The following is an 18,402-nucleotide window of genomic DNA, read 5'->3' on the forward strand; positions in this document are numbered from 1 at the left end:
CCCTCCCGAAAGGGCATCACGCGCATGGAGCAGTACGAGCCCGACCGCCTTTCCCCTGCCCAGGTGGCCGCCATGCGGCGCAGCTTCCGCAACGGCAGGGCCGCTCTGACCCGCCGGTCCCTGTTGCGCGCCTCCGCGGGCGGCGCCCTGGTGGCCGGCGGCCTCGGCGCGCTGACCGGCTGCGGCATCCCCGCGGCGGGCAAGACCGCGGGAGGCGTCTCCGCGGACGACCACTCGGCCAAGGAGAAGACCGTCAACTTCTCCAACTGGACCGAGTACATGGACGTCGACGAGAGCGAGAAGCACCACCCCACGCTCGACGCGTTCACCGAGCGGACCGGCATCAAGGTCAAGTACACCGAGGACATCAACGACAACGTCGAGTTCTTCGGCAAGATCAAACCGCAGCTCGCGGCGGGCCAGGACACCGGGCGGGACATCATCGTCCTCACCGACTGGCTGGCCGGCCGGCTGATCCGGCTCGGCTGGGTCCAGAAGCTGGACGCCTCGAACCTCCCGCACGCGTTCGCGAACCTGTCGCAGCAGTTCCGCAGCCCCGACTGGGACCCGGGCCGCGCCTACTCCTACCCCTGGCAGGGCATCTCGACCGTCATCGCCTACAACAAGAAGGCGCTGAACGGCGTCGAGGTGAAGTCGGTCTCCGACATGCTCGACAACCCCAAGCTGAAGGGGCGCGTCGGGTTCCTCAGCGAGATGCGCGACAGCATCGGTATGACCCTGCTCGACATGGGCAAGGACCCGGCGAAGTTCACCGACGACGACTACGACGCGGCGATCGCCCGGCTCCAGAAGGCCGTCGACAAGGGCCAGATCCGCCGCTTCTCCGGCAACGACTACACGGCCGACCTCACGTCGGGCGACTTCGCCGCCTGTATCGCCTGGGCGGGTGACGTGGTCCAGCTCAAGGCGGACAGTCCGGACATCGACTTCCTCATTCCGGACAGCGGCTACATCACGTCGAGCGACAACATGCTGATCCCCAACAGGGCGCGCCACAAGACGAACGCCGAGCGGCTCATGGACTACTACTACGAGCCCGAACCCGCCGCCGAACTGGCCGCCTACATCAACTACGTGTGTCCCGTCGACGGAGTGAAGCCGTACCTCGCGAAGATCGACAAGGACGCGGCGGACAACCCGCTGATCATTCCCGACGCGGCGATGGCCGCGAAGTCCCACGCCTTCCGGTTGCTGAGCCAGAAGGAAGAGACGGCGTACGAGGAGAAGTTCGCGAAGTTGACGGGGGCGTAGCCCCGCCTGCCCCCAGCGGTGCGAAACCCCTCCGACTCCCCAAGGACCACACCATGACCAGCACAGACCACGGCGGCGACGTCCGTCTCTCCGGGATCAGCAAGACCTACGGCTCCTTCACCGCTGTACACCCCCTCGACCTCACCGTCCCCCAGGGCTCCTTCTTCGCCCTCCTCGGTGCCTCCGGCTGCGGCAAGACGACCACCCTGCGGATGATCGCCGGCCTGGAGGAACCTTCCTCCGGCACCGTCTTCCTCGGGGACCAGGAGGTCACGAACCTGCCGCCGTACAAGCGGCCGGTGAACACGGTCTTCCAGTCGTACGCCCTCTTCCCGCACCTCGACATCTTCGAGAACGTCGCCTTCGGTCTGCGCCGGCGCGGTATCAAGTCGGTGAAGAAGCAGGTCGAGGACATGCTGGAGCTCGTACAGCTCGGCGAGCAGGCGCGCAAGAAACCGCACCAGCTCTCCGGCGGCCAGCAACAGCGCGTCGCCGTGGCCCGCGCGCTGATCAACACCCCCAGGGTGCTGCTCCTCGACGAACCGCTCGGCGCCCTCGACCTCAAGCTGCGCCGCCAGATGCAGCTGGAGCTGAAGCGCATCCAGACCGAGGTCGGCATCACGTTCGTCCATGTCACGCACGACCAGGAGGAGGCCATGACGATGGCCGACACGGTCGCCGTGATGAACGCGGGCCGCGTCGAGCAGCTCGGGTCGCCCGCCGATCTCTACGAGAACCCGCAGACCACCTTCGTCGCGAACTTCCTCGGCACCTCCAACCTCATCGAGGCGGAGGTCGACGCCAAGAGCGGCGACGAGATCGTCCTCAAGGCGGGCGGCGGCAAGCTCCTGCTCCCCGAGGCCCGATGTTCCGCGCCGACCAGAACCGGCGGCAAGGTGCTGGTCGGGGTCCGCCCCGAGAAGATCTCCCTCACGCACGCGGACGCCGCCGGCGACATCCCGGCCGGCCGCAACCGCATCACCGGGAAGATCGCCGCCACCAGTTTCATCGGGGTCTCCACGCAGTACGTCATCGACAGCCCCGTCTGCCCCGAGTTCGAGGTGTACGTCCAGAACATCGACCGCGACGCCCGGCTGGCCCCCGGCGCGGAGGTCGTCCTGCACTGGAACCCGGCCCACACCTTCGGCCTGGACGCCGATCAGGACATAGACGCGGGTGTCGGGACGGTCGACGACGAGGCGGCCGTCTGATGACCACCGCGACCCCCGACGCGCCGCCCCTGGCGCCGGCGCCGACGAAGAAGCCCTCGCGCCGAAGAGGCCGCTGGACGCCTTACTGGCTGCTTCTGCCCGGTCTTCTCTGGCTGTTCGTGTTCTTCGCGCTGCCGATGGTCTACCAGGCCTCCACGTCCGTGCAGACGGGCTCCCTGGAGGAGGGCTACAAGGTCACCTGGCACTTCGCGACCTACTGGGACGCCCTGGTCGACTACTGGCCGCAGTTCCTGCGCTCGGTGCTGTACGCGGGCGCCGCCACGATCCTCTGCCTGGTACTCGGTTATCCGCTCGCCTACCTGATCGCGTTCCGCGCGGGACGCTGGCGCAACCTGATCATGATCCTGGTCATCGCGCCGTTCTTCACCAGCTTCCTGATCCGTACGCTCGCCTGGAAGACGATCCTCGCGGACGGCGGCCCGGTCGTCGGCGCCCTCAACTCGCTGCACGTCCTGGACGTCACCAGCTGGCTCGGCATCACGGCGGGGGACCGGGTGCTGGCGACTCCGCTCGCGGTGGTGTGCGGTCTGACGTACAACTACCTGCCGTTCATGATCCTGCCGCTCTACACCTCGCTCGAACGCATCGACGGACGGCTGCACGAAGCGGCCGGGGACCTCTACGCCAGGCCGTTCACGACCTTTCGCAAGGTCACCTTCCCGCTGTCGATGCCGGGCGTCGTCTCCGGCACACTCCTCACGTTCATCCCGGCGAGCGGTGACTACGTCAACGCCGACCTGCTCGGCTCCACGGACACACGCATGATCGGCAACGTCATCCAGACGCAGTTCCTGCGGATCCTCGACTATCCGACGGCCGCCGCGCTCTCCTTCATCCTCATGGCCGCGATCCTCATCATGGTGACCCTCTACATCCGCAAGTCCGGGACGGAGGACCTGGTTTAAATGGCCTTCGTGAATTCGATCGGGCGCTGGCTCAAGAGCCATTTCGTCGTCATCGCGGGACTCGTCACACTCGGCTATCTGCTGCTGCCGAACGTCGTCGTCACAGTGTTCTCCTTCAACAAACCGAAGGGCCGCTTCAATTACGAGTGGCAGCAGTTCTCGACGGACGCCTGGCGTGATCCCTGCGGGGTCGCCGGGATGTGCGAATCGCTCTCGCTCAGCCTGCGGATCGCCTTCTGGGCGACCATCGGGGCGACCGTCCTCGGTACGATGATCGCCTTCGCGCTCGTGCGGTACCGCTTCCGCGCGCGGGGAGCCGTCAACTCGCTGATCTTCCTCCCGATGGCGATGCCCGAGGTCGTCATGGCGGCCTCGCTGCTCACCCTGTTCCTCAACCTGGGCGCACAACTGGGCTTCTGGACGATCCTGATCGCCCACATCATGTTCTGCCTCAGCTTCGTCGTCGTCGCCGTGAAGGCACGCGTGATGTCGATGGACCCGCGGCTGGAGGAGGCCGCCCGGGACCTGTACGCGGGCCCGGTGCAGACCTTCGTACGCGTCACCCTGCCCATCGTGGCCCCCGGAATCGCGGCGGGCGCGCTGCTCGCCTTCGCGCTCTCCTTCGACGATTTCATCATCACCAATTTCAACGCGGGCTCGACCGTCACCTTCCCGATGTTCGTCTGGGGTTCGGCGCAGCGCGGAACACCCGTTCAGATCAATGTCATCGGTACGGCCATGTTCCTGATCGCCGTACTGTTCGTGCTGACCGGAATGGTCATCGGCAACCGCCGAAACAGGCAGAAGAGCGCATAGTTTCGTTCTCGGCAATTCGTGTTCACAGGCATTCGTAGGGAGTTGGAATCATGGCCCCAAGCGCCATGACCCATGGAAATGCAAGTCGCTGGACGAAATCCCTTTCGGACGCCCAGCCGGTCGCGTACTGGCTGGACGACCCCGGCAAGCCGCACCCCGAGCCCGCCCTCACCGGCGCCGAGAGCTGCGATCTGCTGGTGGTGGGCGGCGGGTACAGCGGGCTGTGGACCGCGCTGATCGCCAAGGAGCGCGACCCGCAGCGGGACGTCGTGCTCGTCGAGGGCCGCGAGGCGGGCTGGGCCGCCTCGGGCCGCAACGGCGGCTTCTGCGCCGCCTCCCTCACCCACGGCCTGGCGAACGGCCTGGCCCGCTGGCCGGACGAGATCCACCGGCTCCAGGAACTCGGCGCACGGAACCTGGACGAGATCGAGAAGTCCGTCGCCCGGCACTCCCTCGACTGTGACTTCGAACGCACCGGCGAGATCGACGTCGCCACCGAACCGCACCAGGCCACCGAACTCCGCGCCTGGTACGAGGAGTTGGACCGCAAGGGCCTCGCGACCGGTACCGAGTTCCTGGACACGGAGGCGGTACGGGAGCAGGTCGCGTCCCCCACCTTCCTGGCCGGCCTGCACGACCGCACCGGCGTCGCGATGCTCAACCCGGCGAAACTGGCCTGGGGGCTGAAGAGGGCCTGCCTGCGCCTGGGCGTCCGCGTGTACGAGCACACCCCGGCCCTCACCCTGCGGAGGTACGGCGCCGGCATGGCCGTACGCACGCCGTACGGGTCGGTCCGGGCCCGCCGGATCGCGCTCGGGACGAACATCTTCCCGAGCCTGGTCAAGCGGGTGCGCGCGTACACGGTCCCCGTCTACGACTACGCGCTGATGACCGAACCCCTGAGCGAGACGCAGCTCGCCGACATCGGCTGGCGGAACCGGCAGGGCCTCGGGGACAGTGCCAACCAGTTCCACTACTTCCGGCTGAGCGCCGACAACCGCATCCTGTGGGGCGGTTACGACGCGATCTACCCGTACGGCGGCCGGGTGCGCGCCGAGTACGACGACCGCCCGGAGACCTACGCCAAGCTGGCCGACCACTTCTTCACCTGCTTCCCGCAGCTGGAGGGCGTCCGCTTCACGCACGCGTGGGGCGGCGCGATCGACACCTGCTCGCGCTTCTCGGCGTTCTTCGGCACCGCGCACGCGGGCAGGGTGGCCTACGCGGCGGGGTTCACCGGCCTGGGCGTCGGCGCGACCCGCTTCGGCGCGGACGTGATGCTGGACCTGCTGGCGGGGGAGCGCACCGAGCGCACGTCACTGGCGATGGTCCGCAGGAAGCCGCTGCCGTTCCCGCCCGAGCCGTTCGCCTGGACGGGCATCGCCCTCACCAAGTGGTCGCTGGCAAGGGCGGACGCACACGGCGGCCGACGCAACCTCTGGCTGAAGACGATGGACCGGCTGGGTCTTGGGTTCGACAGCTAGGGCCGCCCTGGGGCACGTGCGGTGCTCGGTGATCCACAGGCGTACGCCAGGCGTACGCCCAGCTCATCGGCTGTGATCTGATTCACTCCCACGACATGGCGGAACCCGCGTAATGCTCCCGGGAAACCTCGCTCTCTCTCGTGACGCGACCAGCGTTCACAGAGAGAGGGAGGTTCCTCATGGCAGGGGCGAAAACGGCGGTCGAGTGGCTGGCGTCCGTTGCTCCGGATCCCGAGGCCTGCCGCTGGGAATGGGAGCGCAATCCCCTGGGGATCGCGCTGCTGCCCGCGGGCAAGGCCTGGGACGTACTGATCCTGCGGGGTGAACTCGGCTACCCGACACTCGACGTCCTCACCCGAGTCATCGACCAGCCCGGCCCGGTTCTCGTCGACTTCGGCGACTCCCGGATGGGGTTCTTCGTGCCACCGGGCACCGCGGCCCGCTGGCTGGGCACGGGGGTGCGTACGGCGGGACGCGGCACGTGGATCGTCGTCCCGTACCCGGGCCGTGCGACGGGAGGCGTCCGCTGGTTGGTCCCGCCGGACGGCTCCGGCACCCTCACCGACCCGGCACTCCTCGAACTGGCCATGCACGAGGCGGCGGCGGGTCTGGCGACCGACGAGGACAGGTGACGCCGCCGAGGCTCTAGCGAATCTCACGAATCCCGCGTGACCACGCTCTCGTCGGCCGTCCGTGCGGTCGACGCGAACCGCGGACAGGTGGGCGCTCGGGTGTGTCGTGCGGTGTGCCGCACAACCGACAGGTGGGCAATGCCGGGCAGTCGACGGCGACAGGAGCTGCCCTGACGACGGCCCAGCCGGCTGCATGAGCCGCGCGAGCCGGTGAGCCGCGAGGTGACGTCCCGGTGAGCGAGCAGACCATACGGTTGTATGTCACGAACCACCGGCCGATGCAGGGGCCGGGTCTCCGGCCGCAGACGGGAACAGCCGTCGCGATCAGCCGGCGGGATCAGGGTGAAGGGATCAGGGCGAGGGCCTGCGGACGAACAGGCGCAGCAGGATCAGCAGCGCCCCGCACAGGCACCAGCTCGCCACCACGTCGAGCGGCCAGTGGAAACCGCGGACGACGAGCCCGACGGCGACGGCGGCGTTGAGGGCGAGGCAGCCGATCAGGACGAGCCGACGGGCGTACGTACGCCGCAGCCACGGCAGCAGGAGCAGTGTGGCGGAGCCGTAGGCCACGACGGCTGTCGCGGTGTGACCGGAGGGGTAGAACCCGGTGCCGGGACCCATGACCGGCGGCCCGGCGCGGGCGACCAGCTCCTTCATCGGTACGACGATCGCGGGTACGGCCGCCATCAGCACACCCGCGCCGACCGGTTCCCGCCACCAGCGCTCCGTACCCGCCCGACGCGCGCGCAGACCGACGTACACCAGGACGGCGACGAGAACGGGAACGGCGACCACGATGCTGCCGAGGTCGGCGAGGAGGGCCCAGCCGCGGGACGGGTGGACGAGCGAGTCGCTGAGGCGTTGGTCCGCGCGGGCGAGGGGGCCGTGGACGGCGACCTGCCAGGTGATCAGCGCGAAGAGGACAACCGCGAGGGCCAGGACGGAGAGAGGACTCCGAGAGGTCGGCCACCCTGGAACAGGGGGGGGAGCTCCAGGGTGGCCGATCAGATCGGGTCGTCGCACGCCCCGGGGGGTTTGGGGCGGGCGACTGTCCGACCGGTGAGGAGACCCGGAACCAGAGGCTCCGGTGGTGTGCGCGAGGGCACGACCGGATCGAAGCTGGGGAGGCCCCGACCAGGCACCACCCACAGTTTCCTGCGAGCGGGGTGTATCTCTCATCTGGATAGAACCTACGTCAGGGGATGGGTCTCGGACAGACAGAATGACATCCCGCCATCCTCCTCGCACACCTTCTTCACACGCTCTGACGGTGCCCGCCGGGGCCCGGAAACAAGCGGAATCCGGGGCCGGTCGGCCGGCACGCACGGCCGGACGGAGGGCCGGCGGGCGCCGAGGAGGCGTCAGACGCTGGTGAAGGCCTGCTCGATGATGTCGAGGCCCTCGCCCAGGAGGTCGTCGCCGATCACCAGCGGGGGCAGGAAGCGGAGGACGTTGCCGTAAGTGCCACAGGTGAGGACCACCAGACCCTCTTGGTGACAGGCCTTGGCCAGAGCTGCGGTCGCCTCCGGGTGGGGCTCCTTGGTGGCGCGGTCCTTGACCAACTCGATGGCGATCATGGCGCCCCGGCCGCGGATGTCACCGATGACCTCGTATTTCTCGGCCATGGCGGTCAGCCGGGCCTTCATGACGGCCTCGATGTGCTTGGCCCTGGCGTTGAGGTCGAGCTCCTTCATCGTCTCGATCGAGCCGAGCGCGCCCGCACAGGCGACCGGGTTTCCGCCGTAGGTGCCGCCCAGGCCACCCGCGTGCGCGGCGTCCATGATCTCGGCGCGCCCGGTGACGGCGGCGAGCGGCAGCCCGCCCGCGATGCCCTTCGCGGTGGTGATCAGATCGGGCACGATGCCCTCGTCCTCGCACGCGAACCACTGCCCGGTCCGGCAGAAGCCCGACTGGATCTCATCGGCGACGAAGACGATGCCGTTGTCGGCGGCGAACTTCCGGATCGCCGGCAGGAACCCCTTCGCGGGCTCGATGAAGCCGCCCTCGCCGAGCAACGGTTCGATGATGATCGCGGCGACGTTGTCCGCCCCGACCTGCTTGCTGATCTGGTCGACGGCCTGCGCGGCGGCCTCGGGACCGGCGTTCTCGGGGCCGGTGGGCCAGCGGTAGCCGTAGGCGACGGGCACGCGGTACACCTCGGGCGCGAACGGTCCGAAGCCGTGCTTGTACGGCATGTTCTTGGAGGTGAGGGCCATGGTGAGGTTCGTACGCCCGTGGTAGCCGTGGTCGAACACGACGACGGCCTGCCGCTTGGTGTAGGCGCGGGCGATCTTGACCGCGTTCTCGACGGCCTCGGCGCCGCTGTTGAACAGGGCGCTCTTCTTGGCGTGGTCGCCCGGCGTCAGCTCGGCGAGCGCCTCGGCGACCTCGACGTACCCCTCGTACGGCGTGACCATGAAACAGGTGTGCGTGAAGTCGGCGAGCTGGGCGGAGGCCCGGCGCACGACCGCCTCGGCGCTGGCGCCGACCGACGTCACGGCGATGCCGGACCCGAAGTCGATCAGCCGGTTCCCGTCGACGTCCTCGATGATCCCGCCGCCCGCCCGCGCCGTGAACACGGGCAGCACCGAGCCGACACCGGCCGCGACGGCGGCGAGACGCCGGGCCTGGAGCTCCTGCGACTTCGGGCCGGGGATTGCGGTGACTACGCGGCGCTCCTGGGGGAGGGAGGTCATGAGGGGCTCCTGGGTGCGTGACGGACGCGGGGGTGAGGTGGGACCGAGGCGGGACCGAGGTCGGGCTGACGCGGGACTTCGCCGCGACTCTCCTCGCAGGCTAGGCCTGGGGGGTGGGGGCTGGCATGCACCGTTTAGGAGTGGTGGGGGTGTGTCGTTGTCCTTGGTGGACAGAGGGGTACCCCCCTGAGGGGCCTCGAAGCAGGGGGTGCGCGGCAGGGTCCGCTCAGCTTGGTCGGCCCGGTAAGCGGTGAACTCCCCTTGTGGGAGCGTTAGATTGGCCGTTGTCGACTGATGGTGGTCGGAACGGCTGGTCAGGGGGCAGGGCGATGGACAGCGACGGGACGCAGGACGCGCGGGGTACGCATGCGAATCCCGTGCCGCGTCCGGCGGGGCCGCCGGGCGTGCCCTCGGTGCCGCCCCGGCCGGGGCGGGCGCCTCGGCCCGTAGAGCAGGGGGCGCCGCAGAGTGTGCCCGCGCGTGCCTCCGTCGCCGAGTGGCTCAACGAGCCACGGCCCGACGCCGAGCCCGGGATCTGGCGGTACGGGTACCGGCTGCCGAAGGGCGCGCAGGCGGCGGAACGTCTCTCCCCGGTCACCGTCGTCGGGCTGCTCGTTCCGCTCGTCGTGGGGCTGTTCCTGTGGTCGCTGTGGCGGCGGGGAGCGATGCCGTACGAGTCGGTGCTGCTGAAGCTGTTCACGCCGGAGGACTGGTGGTGGGGCGGCACCGTCGCGCCCAAGGGATGGGAGGGCAGCGCGGCCGTCCTCGTCTACAACGGGGCCTTCTTCCTTGTGCTGCTCTATGGGATGGGTCGGCTCGGTAGCTGGCCCGACATCGCCCGGCACTTCGTCGGGCGTCGGCCGCAGCCCGCGCGGGCTCTGCTTGCGGCACTCGGGGCTCTCGTCACGCTCAGCTTCGTGTTTCCGAACGCCTTTCCGGGGGTCGGCTGGGACGCCCTGCCGATCGTCGACGCGGTCGTCGCCCTCGTCGCGTTGATCTCCGGCGGATTCGATGTGTTCGGGTCGACCGCCTTCAAGGTCGGTCTCTACACCGTCATCACTTTGCTGGTCGTGTGGCCGTTCGCGCGGATCGGTGGCTGGTGGGCGTACGCGAAGGCGCGTCTCGCCGCCCGCACGGCCGCCGCCGGGCCCACCGGACCCGCTCCCGCCGACCGGCCGCGCGAGCAGTGGCCCGACCTGCGGGAGGCCGGTCAGTACGAGGCCGCCGAGCTGCTCACCGCCGAGGTGACCGGCGGTCGTATGAACGACGTGGACTGCGCCCGGGTCGAGCACGCCTGGAAACTCGCCATGCGGGACGGGCAGCTCCCGGGCTTCCGGGACACCGTGCTGCGGCAGGGCGCGGCGGCCTGGGTCCACCCCTCCGGAGCCCGCGACCTGGCCCGGCGTACCGCGCCCCACGACCTGGCCGCGGGACAGGTGCGCATCGGGCGGTGGGTGGCGGCCGAGCGGGCCCCCCTCGTCTACCAGGGTGCCGGCGCGGCTCTCGGGCCCGAGGTGCTGGGCACCTCCCTGCTCGCGGTCGGACCGTCGGGGGCGGGCAAGACACGGCATCTGATCGAACCGGTGACCGAGGCGCTGGCTCTGCGGGCGCTCACCGGGCAGTGCGCGTTCGTCACGGTGTCCGCGCCGGGGACGCCGCTCGCCGCGGATTCGGGGTTCGACGTCGTCGTACGGATCGGTGACCGTTCCTCCGTCCACGACCTCGACCCGTACGCCGACTCCGACGACCCCGACGAGGCGGCCTCCTTCCTCGCCGAGGCGCTGGTCGGCGACCTCGACACCGTCGGCACCGAGAGCGCGGCCACCGCGCTCGCCCAGGTGCTCGGCCCCTACCGGGCGGCCCACGGACGCTTCCCGGTCCTGCCGGTGCTGCGGGAACTGCTGGAGAGCGACCCGGCGGCGCTGTCCGGCCTGCGGGACGCCCTGGCGGGGGACGAGTTCACCGTCATGCGGCGCGAACTCGACGTACGCATCCGGCAGGCGGCGAGCCCGACGGATGTCGGCCGGGCCCTCGCCGACCGGCTCGCGCTGCTGAACCGGCCGGTCTTCGACGGTTTCTTCGGCGGGGGCGGCACGGTTCGGCCCTTCTCCCTGCGCTCCCTCGCCCAGTACCCGCTGCGCGTCCGCGTCGACCTGCCCGAGCACGGCCACGAGGAGGCCGCCCGGCTGATCACACGGCTGGTCCTCGCCCAGTTCTGCGCGGTCGTACGCGACGGACGGCGCCCCCACTTCGCCTGCCTGGTCCTCGACGACGCCACCGGGACGGTCACCGCCGGTTCGGTGCGCCGTGTCCAGCGGCTGCGCACCCAGAACGCGGGCGTCGTCCTTGCCCTGCGGACGATCGGCGACGTCCCGGAGGCGCTGCACGGTCCGCTCTACGGTGCCGTCGGCTGCCGGATGGCGTTCTCCGGCGTGACGACCTGGGACGGCGGCCGGTTCGCCCAGGCCTGGGGCACGGCCTGGGTGGAAACCCGGGACGTGGCCAAGCACACCGTCTTCGCGGACCAGCCGATGACCCGCGCCATCCACGCCCTGCGCAAGCTGGTCACCGGCAAGGCGGTCACGACCGACGCGGTGACCGTACGTACGGTCGAACGGGAGCGGTGGTCCGCGTCCGAACTGGCGCACGAGGTGCCCTCGGGGCACGCGGTGCTGTCCTTGACCACCGTCGAGGGCGAGCACGCCCCTCCGCTGCTGGTGAATCTGCGGGGCTGAGCGGAGCACGCTCTACGTACGGTGAGGCAGAATCGGCGCAGGTCGTTCATACGCGGCGGCCAAAAGTTCACGGAGACCACACAGACCTGAAGGCCTCATGCCCCCGACGCTCGCCTCGCTCGTCCACCACTCCGCACTCAAGCTGACCGTGCGGGCGGGCGGCGACCGCCTGGACGTCCCGGTGCGCTGGGCGCACGTCAGCGAACTGGCCGACCCCGTCCCCTACATGGAGGGCGGGGAACTGCTCCTGATCACCGCCCTCCAGCTGGACGCCGAGGACGCCGAGGTCATGCGGCGCTATGTGAAGCGGCTGGTCGGGGCGGGTGTCGTCGGACTCGGCTTCGCCGTCGGAGTCAACTACGCGGACATCCCGAAGGCGGTCGTCGAGGCCGCGGAGCACGAAGGGCTCCCGCTCCTCGAAGTGCCGCGCCGCACGCCCTTCCTCGCCATCAGCAAGGCGGTGTCGGCAGCCATCGCCGCCGACCAGTACCGGGCGGTGACCGCCGGATTCGCGGCGCAACGCGAACTGACCCGGCAGGCGCTGAGCGACGGTCCGGAGGGCCTGCTCGCCTCGCTCGCCTCACAGGTCGACGGCTGGGCCGCGCTGTACGACGCCTCGGGCGCCGTCGTCGCCACCGCGCCCGAGTGGGCCGGGCGGCGGGCGGCGCGGCTCACGGCGGACGTGGAACGGCTGCGGGAGCGGCCCGCGCCGGCGAGCGCGGTGGTGGGCACGGGCGGCGGGGACGACGACGGGGAACGGGACCGGGTCGAGCTGCACTCCCTCGGCACCGGGCGCCGGCCGCGCGCCGCGCTGGCCGTCGGTACCGCCGCCACGCTGGGTACGGCTGAGCGGTACGCCCTTCACTCGGCCATCGCCCTGCTGACCCTCACCACCGAGCGGTCCCGTTCCCTCCAGGCCGCCGAGCAGCGCATCGGGGTCGCTGTGCTGCGCATGCTGCTGGCCGGCGAACCCGACCACGCGCGCGCCGTCGCCGGGGACCTGTACGGCGAGCTGCTCGACGCGCCGTACCGGATCGTCGTCGCCGAGTCGGCGTCCTCTCCGGCGGGCGCGACGGCGCCGGTGGGGGCGGGGACGGGGGAGATGAGCAGGCCCACGGCTGGTTCTCTGGTCGCCGCCGACACCAACGGCGATCCGCTGGGCGGGCTCACCGAGTGCCTGGAGTCGGCCGCCGCGCGGGCCGGGGAGGCGGTGCTGGTCGTGCCGGAGGGGGAGCGGCTGGTCGTGCTCGCGGTGGACGGGGGTGCGGCGGTGAGAGCCTGCGAGGAGTTCGCCGCGGCGCTGGAGGAGACGCGGGCGGAGGTCAGGGAGCGGCGGGCTGCGGATACCTCGGCTTCCGCTTTCGGTTCCTCTGGTTCCTCCGGCGCTTCTGGCTCCAGTGGGTTCCGTGGGTCCTCGGGTGATGAGGACGAGCTTGTGGTGGGGATGTCCGGGCCGGCCGGGCCCATCGCCGCGGCGGCGGCCTACAAGCAGGCCGAGCAGGCGTTGTCGGTGGCCCGGCGGCGGGGGCGGGTGCTGGTCGGGCACGAGCAGTTGGCCGCGGGGTCCGTGGTGCCGTTGCTCGCGGACGACGCGGTGCGGGCGTTCGCGGACGGGTTGTTGCGTCCGCTGTACGCGCACGACGCGACGGGACGGGGCGACCTGGTGGCGTCGTTGCGGGCGTGGCTGTCCCGGCACGGGCAGTGGGACGCGGCTGCGGCGGATCTTGGTGTGCACCGGCATACGTTGCGGTACCGGATGCGGCGGGTGGAGGAGATTCTGGGGCGGTCGCTGGATGATCCGGATGTGCGGATGGAGTTGTGGCTGGCGTTGAAGACGACGGCGGCTGTGGGGGAGTGAGGCGGGGGTGGGTGGGGTTTGTTTCGCCCCCGCCGCCCCTACCCGTCCCGTCCCTGGGGGCTGTGCCCCCAGGCCCCCCTTCGCGCTGAACGCGCTCGTCCTCAAACGCCGGACGGGCTCGATGGCCTCCGCCACGCCAAAATGTCCCGTCCCTCACCCCCCACCACTCCACCCCGGACAAACACCCCCTCACCCTCCCCGCCCTACCGTGTACCCATGACCTCCACGCCGCCCCTCACCCACGCCTTCTGGCTCGCCGGCCGCCAGGCCACCGGCGAGACCACCTTCGATGTCACCTCCCCCTGGGACGGACGCCTCGTCGGCAGGGTCGGCGTGCCGACCGAGGCCCAGGTCGAGGAAGCCGTCGCCGCCGCGTACGCCGTCCGCGACGAGTTCGCCGCCACCCCCGCCCACCTCCGCGCCGCCGCCCTCGACCACGTCAGCCGGCGGCTCGTCGAGCGCACGGAGGAGATCGCCCAGCTCATCTCCGCCGAGAACGGCAAGCCGATCAAGTGGGCCCGTGGCGAGGTCGGCCGAGCCGTCTCCGTGTTCCGGTTCGCCGCGGAGGAGGCCCGGCGTTTCAACGGCGGCGAGGCGCAGCGCCTCGACACCGACCTCGGCGGTCAGGGCCGGCTCGCCCTCACCCGGCGCTTCCCCAAGGGCGTCGTCCTCGGCATCGCGCCCTTCAACTTCCCCCTCAACCTGTGCGCCCACAAGATCGCCCCGGCGATCGCGGCAGGCGTCCCCATCATCCTGAAGCCGGCCCCGGCCACGCCCCTCTCCGGTCTGGTCATCGGCGAGCTCCTCGCCGAGACCGACCTGCCCGCCGGTTCCTGGAGCGTCCTCCCGGTCGCCAACGACCGCATGGCCGCCCTCGTGCAGGACCCGCGCCTGCCCGTGATCTCGTTCACCGGGTCGGAGAAGGTCGGCTACGCGATCATGGACTCCGTGCCGCGCAAGCACTGCACCCTCGAACTCGGCGGCAATGGCGCGGCGGTCGTCCTCGGTGACTACGCCTCCGACGCCGACCTCGACTGGGCGGCGACCCGTATCGCCACGTTCTCCAACTACCAGGGCGGTCAGTCCTGCATCTCCGTGCAGCGGGTCATCGCGGACGCCTCCGTGTACGACCGGCTGCTGCCCCGCATCGTCGCCGCCGTCGAGGCCCAGGTCACCGGCGACCCGGCCGACGGCGCCACCGACGTCGGACCGCTGGTCAGCGAGGACGCCGCCAAGCGGGTCGAGACGTGGGTCGACGAGGCGGTACGGGCCGGCGCGAACCTCCTAGCCGGCGGCAAGCGCGACGGCGCCTCCTACGCGCCGACCGTCCTCACCGACGTACCCGCCGATGCCACGATCTCCTGCGAGGAGGTCTTCGGCCCGGTGCTCACCGTGCTGAAGGTGGAGGGCGAGGCCGAGGCCTTCGCCGCCGCCAACGACTCCAAGTACGGCCTCCAGACAGGCGTGTTCACTCACGACCTGCAGGCCGCCTTCCGGGCCCACCGCGCCCTGGAGGTCGGCGGTGTCGTCATCGGCGACGTGCCCTCCTACCGTGCCGACCAGATGCCGTACGGCGGCGCCAAGCAGTCCGGTGTCGGCCGCGAGGGCGTCAGGTTCGCGATGGACGACTACACGTACGAGCGCGTCCTCGTACTGACGGGCCTCGCCCTCTAGATAATGGGAACCGTTTCCACATAAACTCGCCGATGACGCGAACGCGCCGTCACGAAAGGGTCCGGCACCGATGCCTTCCGGTGCCGGACCCCTTCCATGCGCCGACCGCTCCGGACCCTCAGCCGGAGAAGCCGACGTGCGCGAGCCGCAGCGGGCCGCGCAGCCTGAGACGTACGTCGCGCACGCCGTCGGTGGTGAGGGTGGCCCGGACCGTCGTGTAGTCGTACGGGCCCGTGGTCGGGGTCGGTGTCAGGGCGGTCGGCTTGTCGTCGCCGTCCAGGAGGACCTCGACCACTCCCTCGCCCGCGACCTCGACCGTGACCTCCGTGACGGCCGCCCCGAAGTCGCAGTCCCGGTAGAGCAGTTCGGCCTCTTCGCCGCCCGTCGGTGTCACCGCGTCGCCCGACACCTTCGTACGGTCGACGATCTCGGCACCGCTCTGCTCGTCGAAGTCCACGGCCGCGAGGCCCAGTTGGCGCACCGGGCGGGGCAGGGGCGGAGTGCCGGTCACCTGGACCGTCGTACGCGCGCGGATGTCCTCGCTCGACGCGCCCGCCAGAATCTCGTACGGACCCGGTGCGAGGCGTCGGGCGCCGAGCGCCACGTCCCAGAACTCCAGGCAGCTGAGCGGGAGTTCGAAGGAGACCGTCGCCGACTCCCCGGGGGACAAGGTGATCCGGCGGTGGGCCAGCAGCTCCCGGCGCGGGCGGGTCACCGGTGAGTCCGGTGCCCGTGTGTACAACTGCGCGACCTCGTCCGCCGTGACGTCCCCGGTGTTGGTCACCGTGAACGACACGCGCAGGGTCTCGTCGTCCTCCGTCCCGGCCGTCAGGTCGGCGTACGCGAACGACGTGTACGACAGGCCGTGGCCGAAGGGGAACAGGGGGGTTCCCTCGAAGTAGAGGTACGTCTGCCGGGAGCCGATGATGTCGTAGTCCAGCAGGCCGGGGAGGTCGGCGTCGTCGGCGTACCAGGTCTGCGGGAGGCGGCCCGCCGGAGAGACGTCGCCCGCCAGGACGCGGGCCAGCGCCGTGCCCGCCGCCTGGCCGCCGTGCGCGGTCCATAGGGCCGCCGGGAGATTCGACACGTCCACCGCGTACGGATACGCCGAGGTCAGGGCCAGGACCGTCCGGGGGTTCGCGGCTCGGGCCGCGTCCAGCAGGCGCTGCTGATGGGCGGGGAGGCGCAGCGTCGAGCGGTCCTCGGTCTCGCGGCCGTTGATGTGCGGGTCGTTTCCCGCGACCACGACGACCACGTCCGCCCTCGCGGCCACTCTCTTCACCGATTCCTCACCGCGTTCGGCGATGATCAGCTCGAAGATCTCCGGAGAGGTCTCCTCTTCGTCGGCAACCCTCACGCCGTCGGCGGCGACGGAGACGTGGCGACCAGTACCGACGTGCCTGAGGAGGTGACGGTTTTCGTGAGACCCCTGAGACCCCTGAGACCCCTGCGATACGTGCGTCCCGTGGGGCTCCAGGCGGAACGTCTCCTGGACGATCCAGCCGCCCGGCTGGTCCGCCGACGCCCGTACGTGGCCGTCCTCCGCGACCGAGAGGTAGCGGCCGTCGGGCGCCCGCAGCGTCAGGAGTCCCTCGCCCCAGTCGATCAGCGCGAACTCGGTGCCGTCGGCGTCGGTGGTGAGCGCCGGCAGATCGGTGCGGCCCGCGAGGAGGGCCGGGTCCAGCGCGCCCTCGGCGCCCCGGGCGACATCGGGCGCGTCCTCGGCCGGCGGTACGTGCAGGAACGTACCCGTGGACGTCCGCAGCCGTACGCGGTCCACGCCCTCCGCGAACTCGACGTGCTCGGCGCCGAAGCGGTCGTACAGCGCCTCCAGCGGTGTGGAGCGGTGGATGAGGGTGCCGCTGTACCAGTCGACCTTGCACTCGTCGGCGAGCAGGCCGACGACCGCCACCCGGGTGCCGGGGGCCAGAGGGAGCGTGTCGTCGTCGTTCTTCAGCAGGACGATCGCCTGTTCCGCCGCCTCCTGGGCGAGGGCGCGGTGGGCCGGGGTGTCGAAGTCCGAGGTGCCGGCGTACGGGTCGTACTGCGGGTCGAACTCGCCCAGCCGGAAGCGGACCGAGAGCTGGCGGCGGACCGCTCTGTTGATGTCCTCCTCCGACAGCAGGCCCTGGGACAGGGCGCCCTGAAGGCGGGCGACGATCTTCGAGCTGTCCGTGCCGTGGTCGGTGAAGCTGTCCACGCCGGCCAGCAGGGAGGCGGCCGTCGCCTCCTCGTGGGTGTCGAAGTAGTGCTCCGAGTCGACCAGGTTGGAGGGCGCGCCCGCGTCCGAGCAGACCAGCAGGTCCTCGTCCGTCCAGGTGCGCAACTGGTCGCCCAGGTGCGGCGAGACGTGGTTGGGACGGCCGTTGACCAGGTTGTACGCGGGCATCACACCGGCCACCGCACCCGCCTCGACCGTCTCGCGGAAGGCGCGCAGATCGTACTCGTGCAGCACGCGCGGGCGGACCGAACTCGACGCGGTGGCCCGGTCCGTCTCGTTGTTGTGGGCCAGCCAGTGCTTGAGGACCGGGGCCGTGCGCCAGTACGCGGGGTGGTCGCCGCGCAGGCCGCGGGTGTAAGCGGTGGCGATCGCCGAGGTGAGCTTCGGGTCCTCCGAGTAGCCCTCCTCGTTACGGCCCCACAGCGGGTGGCGCAGCAGGTTGACCGTGGGCGCCCAGACGTTGAGGCCGACGCGGTCGTCGTGGGCGCGCATCGCCCGGACCTCCTTGGACACCGCCTCGCCGACCCGGTGCACGAGCTCCTCGTTCCAGGTCGCGCCGAGGCCGACCGCCTGCGGGAAGACGGTCGCCGGGCCCATCCAGGCCACCCCGTGCAGCGCCTCCTGACCGGTACGGAAGGCGGCGACGCCGAGGCGGTCGACGGCGGGCGCGAACTGGTGCAGGAACGCCACTCGTTCGTCGAGGGTGAGGCGCGACAGCAGATCGTCGATGCGCTTCGCGATCGGCAGCTGCGGATCGCGGAATGGCGGCGAAGGCGGCGTTTGTGCGGTCACGTGGGGTTCCCTTTGCGATGGAGCGGCCAGGCACATTCGAAGCGCTTCGATGCTCATTCGACGTGGGGGTGGGTGTCAAGAGACC

Annotated in this window: 12 protein-coding genes; 9 read left to right on the forward strand and 3 right to left on the reverse strand. The window is 70.7% G+C overall.

Going from position 1 to position 18,402, the window contains the following annotated elements; genetic code table 11:
• Nucleotides 1–24: 24 nt before the first annotated feature.
• From G3I56_RS23235 to G3I56_RS23260, 6 genes are all read left to right on the forward strand, one after another.
• On the forward strand, nt 25–1,272 hold the full coding sequence (locus tag G3I56_RS23235) for a spermidine/putrescine ABC transporter substrate-binding protein (protein ID WP_164411985.1): 1,248 nt from the start codon (nt 25–27) through the stop codon (nt 1,270–1,272).
• 53 nt (nt 1,273–1,325) lie between these two features.
• Complete coding sequence (locus G3I56_RS23240; protein ID WP_164411987.1) at nt 1,326–2,483, forward strand: ABC transporter ATP-binding protein; 1,158 nt, start codon at nt 1,326–1,328, stop codon at nt 2,481–2,483.
• The gene (locus G3I56_RS23245) at nt 2,483–3,409 is read left to right on the forward strand and encodes an ABC transporter permease (protein WP_164411989.1); all 927 of its coding nucleotides are present in this window, start codon (nt 2,483–2,485) and stop codon (nt 3,407–3,409) included. Before G3I56_RS23240 ends, G3I56_RS23245 begins: the two co-directional genes overlap by 1 nt.
• The gene (locus G3I56_RS23250; protein ID WP_164411991.1) at nt 3,410–4,225 is read left to right on the forward strand and encodes an ABC transporter permease; all 816 of its coding nucleotides are present in this window, start codon (nt 3,410–3,412) and stop codon (nt 4,223–4,225) included.
• A 50-nt stretch (nt 4,226–4,275) separates the two neighbouring features.
• A complete protein-coding gene (locus G3I56_RS23255) occupies nt 4,276–5,709 on the forward strand; it encodes an FAD-dependent oxidoreductase (RefSeq protein WP_164411993.1) in 1,434 nt (477 codons plus the stop codon).
• Nucleotides 5,710–5,888: 179 nt separating this feature from the next.
• Nucleotides 5,889–6,341 carry a hypothetical protein gene (locus tag G3I56_RS23260; RefSeq protein ID WP_164411995.1) on the forward strand — a complete coding sequence of 151 codons (453 nt, stop codon included), beginning with the start codon at nt 5,889–5,891 and terminating at the stop codon, nt 6,339–6,341.
• A 351-nt stretch (nt 6,342–6,692) separates the two neighbouring features.
• On the opposite strand, the gene G3I56_RS23265 is transcribed toward G3I56_RS23260, so the two are convergent.
• Together G3I56_RS23265 and gabT are read right to left on the reverse strand one after the other, a co-directional pair.
• Entirely contained in the window at nt 6,693–7,364 is a 672-nt protein-coding gene (locus G3I56_RS23265; protein ID WP_164411997.1) for a phosphatase PAP2 family protein, read from the reverse strand.
• Between the two features lie 338 nt (nt 7,365–7,702).
• Nucleotides 7,703–9,037, reverse strand: coding sequence for a 4-aminobutyrate--2-oxoglutarate transaminase (gene gabT, locus G3I56_RS23270; RefSeq protein ID WP_164411999.1), 1,335 nt, complete (start codon nt 9,035–9,037; stop codon nt 7,703–7,705).
• A gap of 329 nt (nt 9,038–9,366) precedes the next feature.
• Between gabT and G3I56_RS23275 the strand changes: the two genes are divergently transcribed.
• The 3 genes from G3I56_RS23275 (at nt 9,367) to G3I56_RS23285 (ending at nt 15,304) form a co-directional block, all read left to right on the forward strand.
• The gene (locus G3I56_RS23275; RefSeq protein ID WP_164412001.1) at nt 9,367–11,772 is read left to right on the forward strand and encodes an ATP/GTP-binding protein; all 2,406 of its coding nucleotides are present in this window, start codon (nt 9,367–9,369) and stop codon (nt 11,770–11,772) included.
• 97 nt (nt 11,773–11,869) lie between these two features.
• Nucleotides 11,870–13,630: a PucR family transcriptional regulator gene (locus G3I56_RS23280; RefSeq protein ID WP_164412003.1), complete on the forward strand. Its 1,761-nt coding sequence runs from the start codon at nt 11,870–11,872 to the stop codon at nt 13,628–13,630.
• Nucleotides 13,631–13,846: 216 nt separating this feature from the next.
• Nucleotides 13,847–15,304, forward strand: a complete 1,458-nt coding sequence (locus G3I56_RS23285) for an aldehyde dehydrogenase family protein (protein WP_164412005.1) — start codon at nt 13,847–13,849, stop codon at nt 15,302–15,304.
• A 118-nt stretch (nt 15,305–15,422) separates the two neighbouring features.
• Here G3I56_RS23285 and G3I56_RS23290 read toward each other — a convergent pair whose 3' ends face one another.
• Nucleotides 15,423–18,317 (reverse strand): glycoside hydrolase family 3 C-terminal domain-containing protein, encoded by a 2,895-nt coding sequence (locus G3I56_RS23290; RefSeq protein WP_164412007.1) that lies wholly within the window; start codon nt 18,315–18,317, stop codon nt 15,423–15,425.
• Between the last annotated feature and the right edge of the window lie 85 nt (nt 18,318–18,402).

The organism is Streptomyces sp. SID12488, assembly GCF_010548275.1.
Lineage (GTDB): Bacteria > Actinomycetota > Actinomycetes > Streptomycetales > Streptomycetaceae > Streptomyces.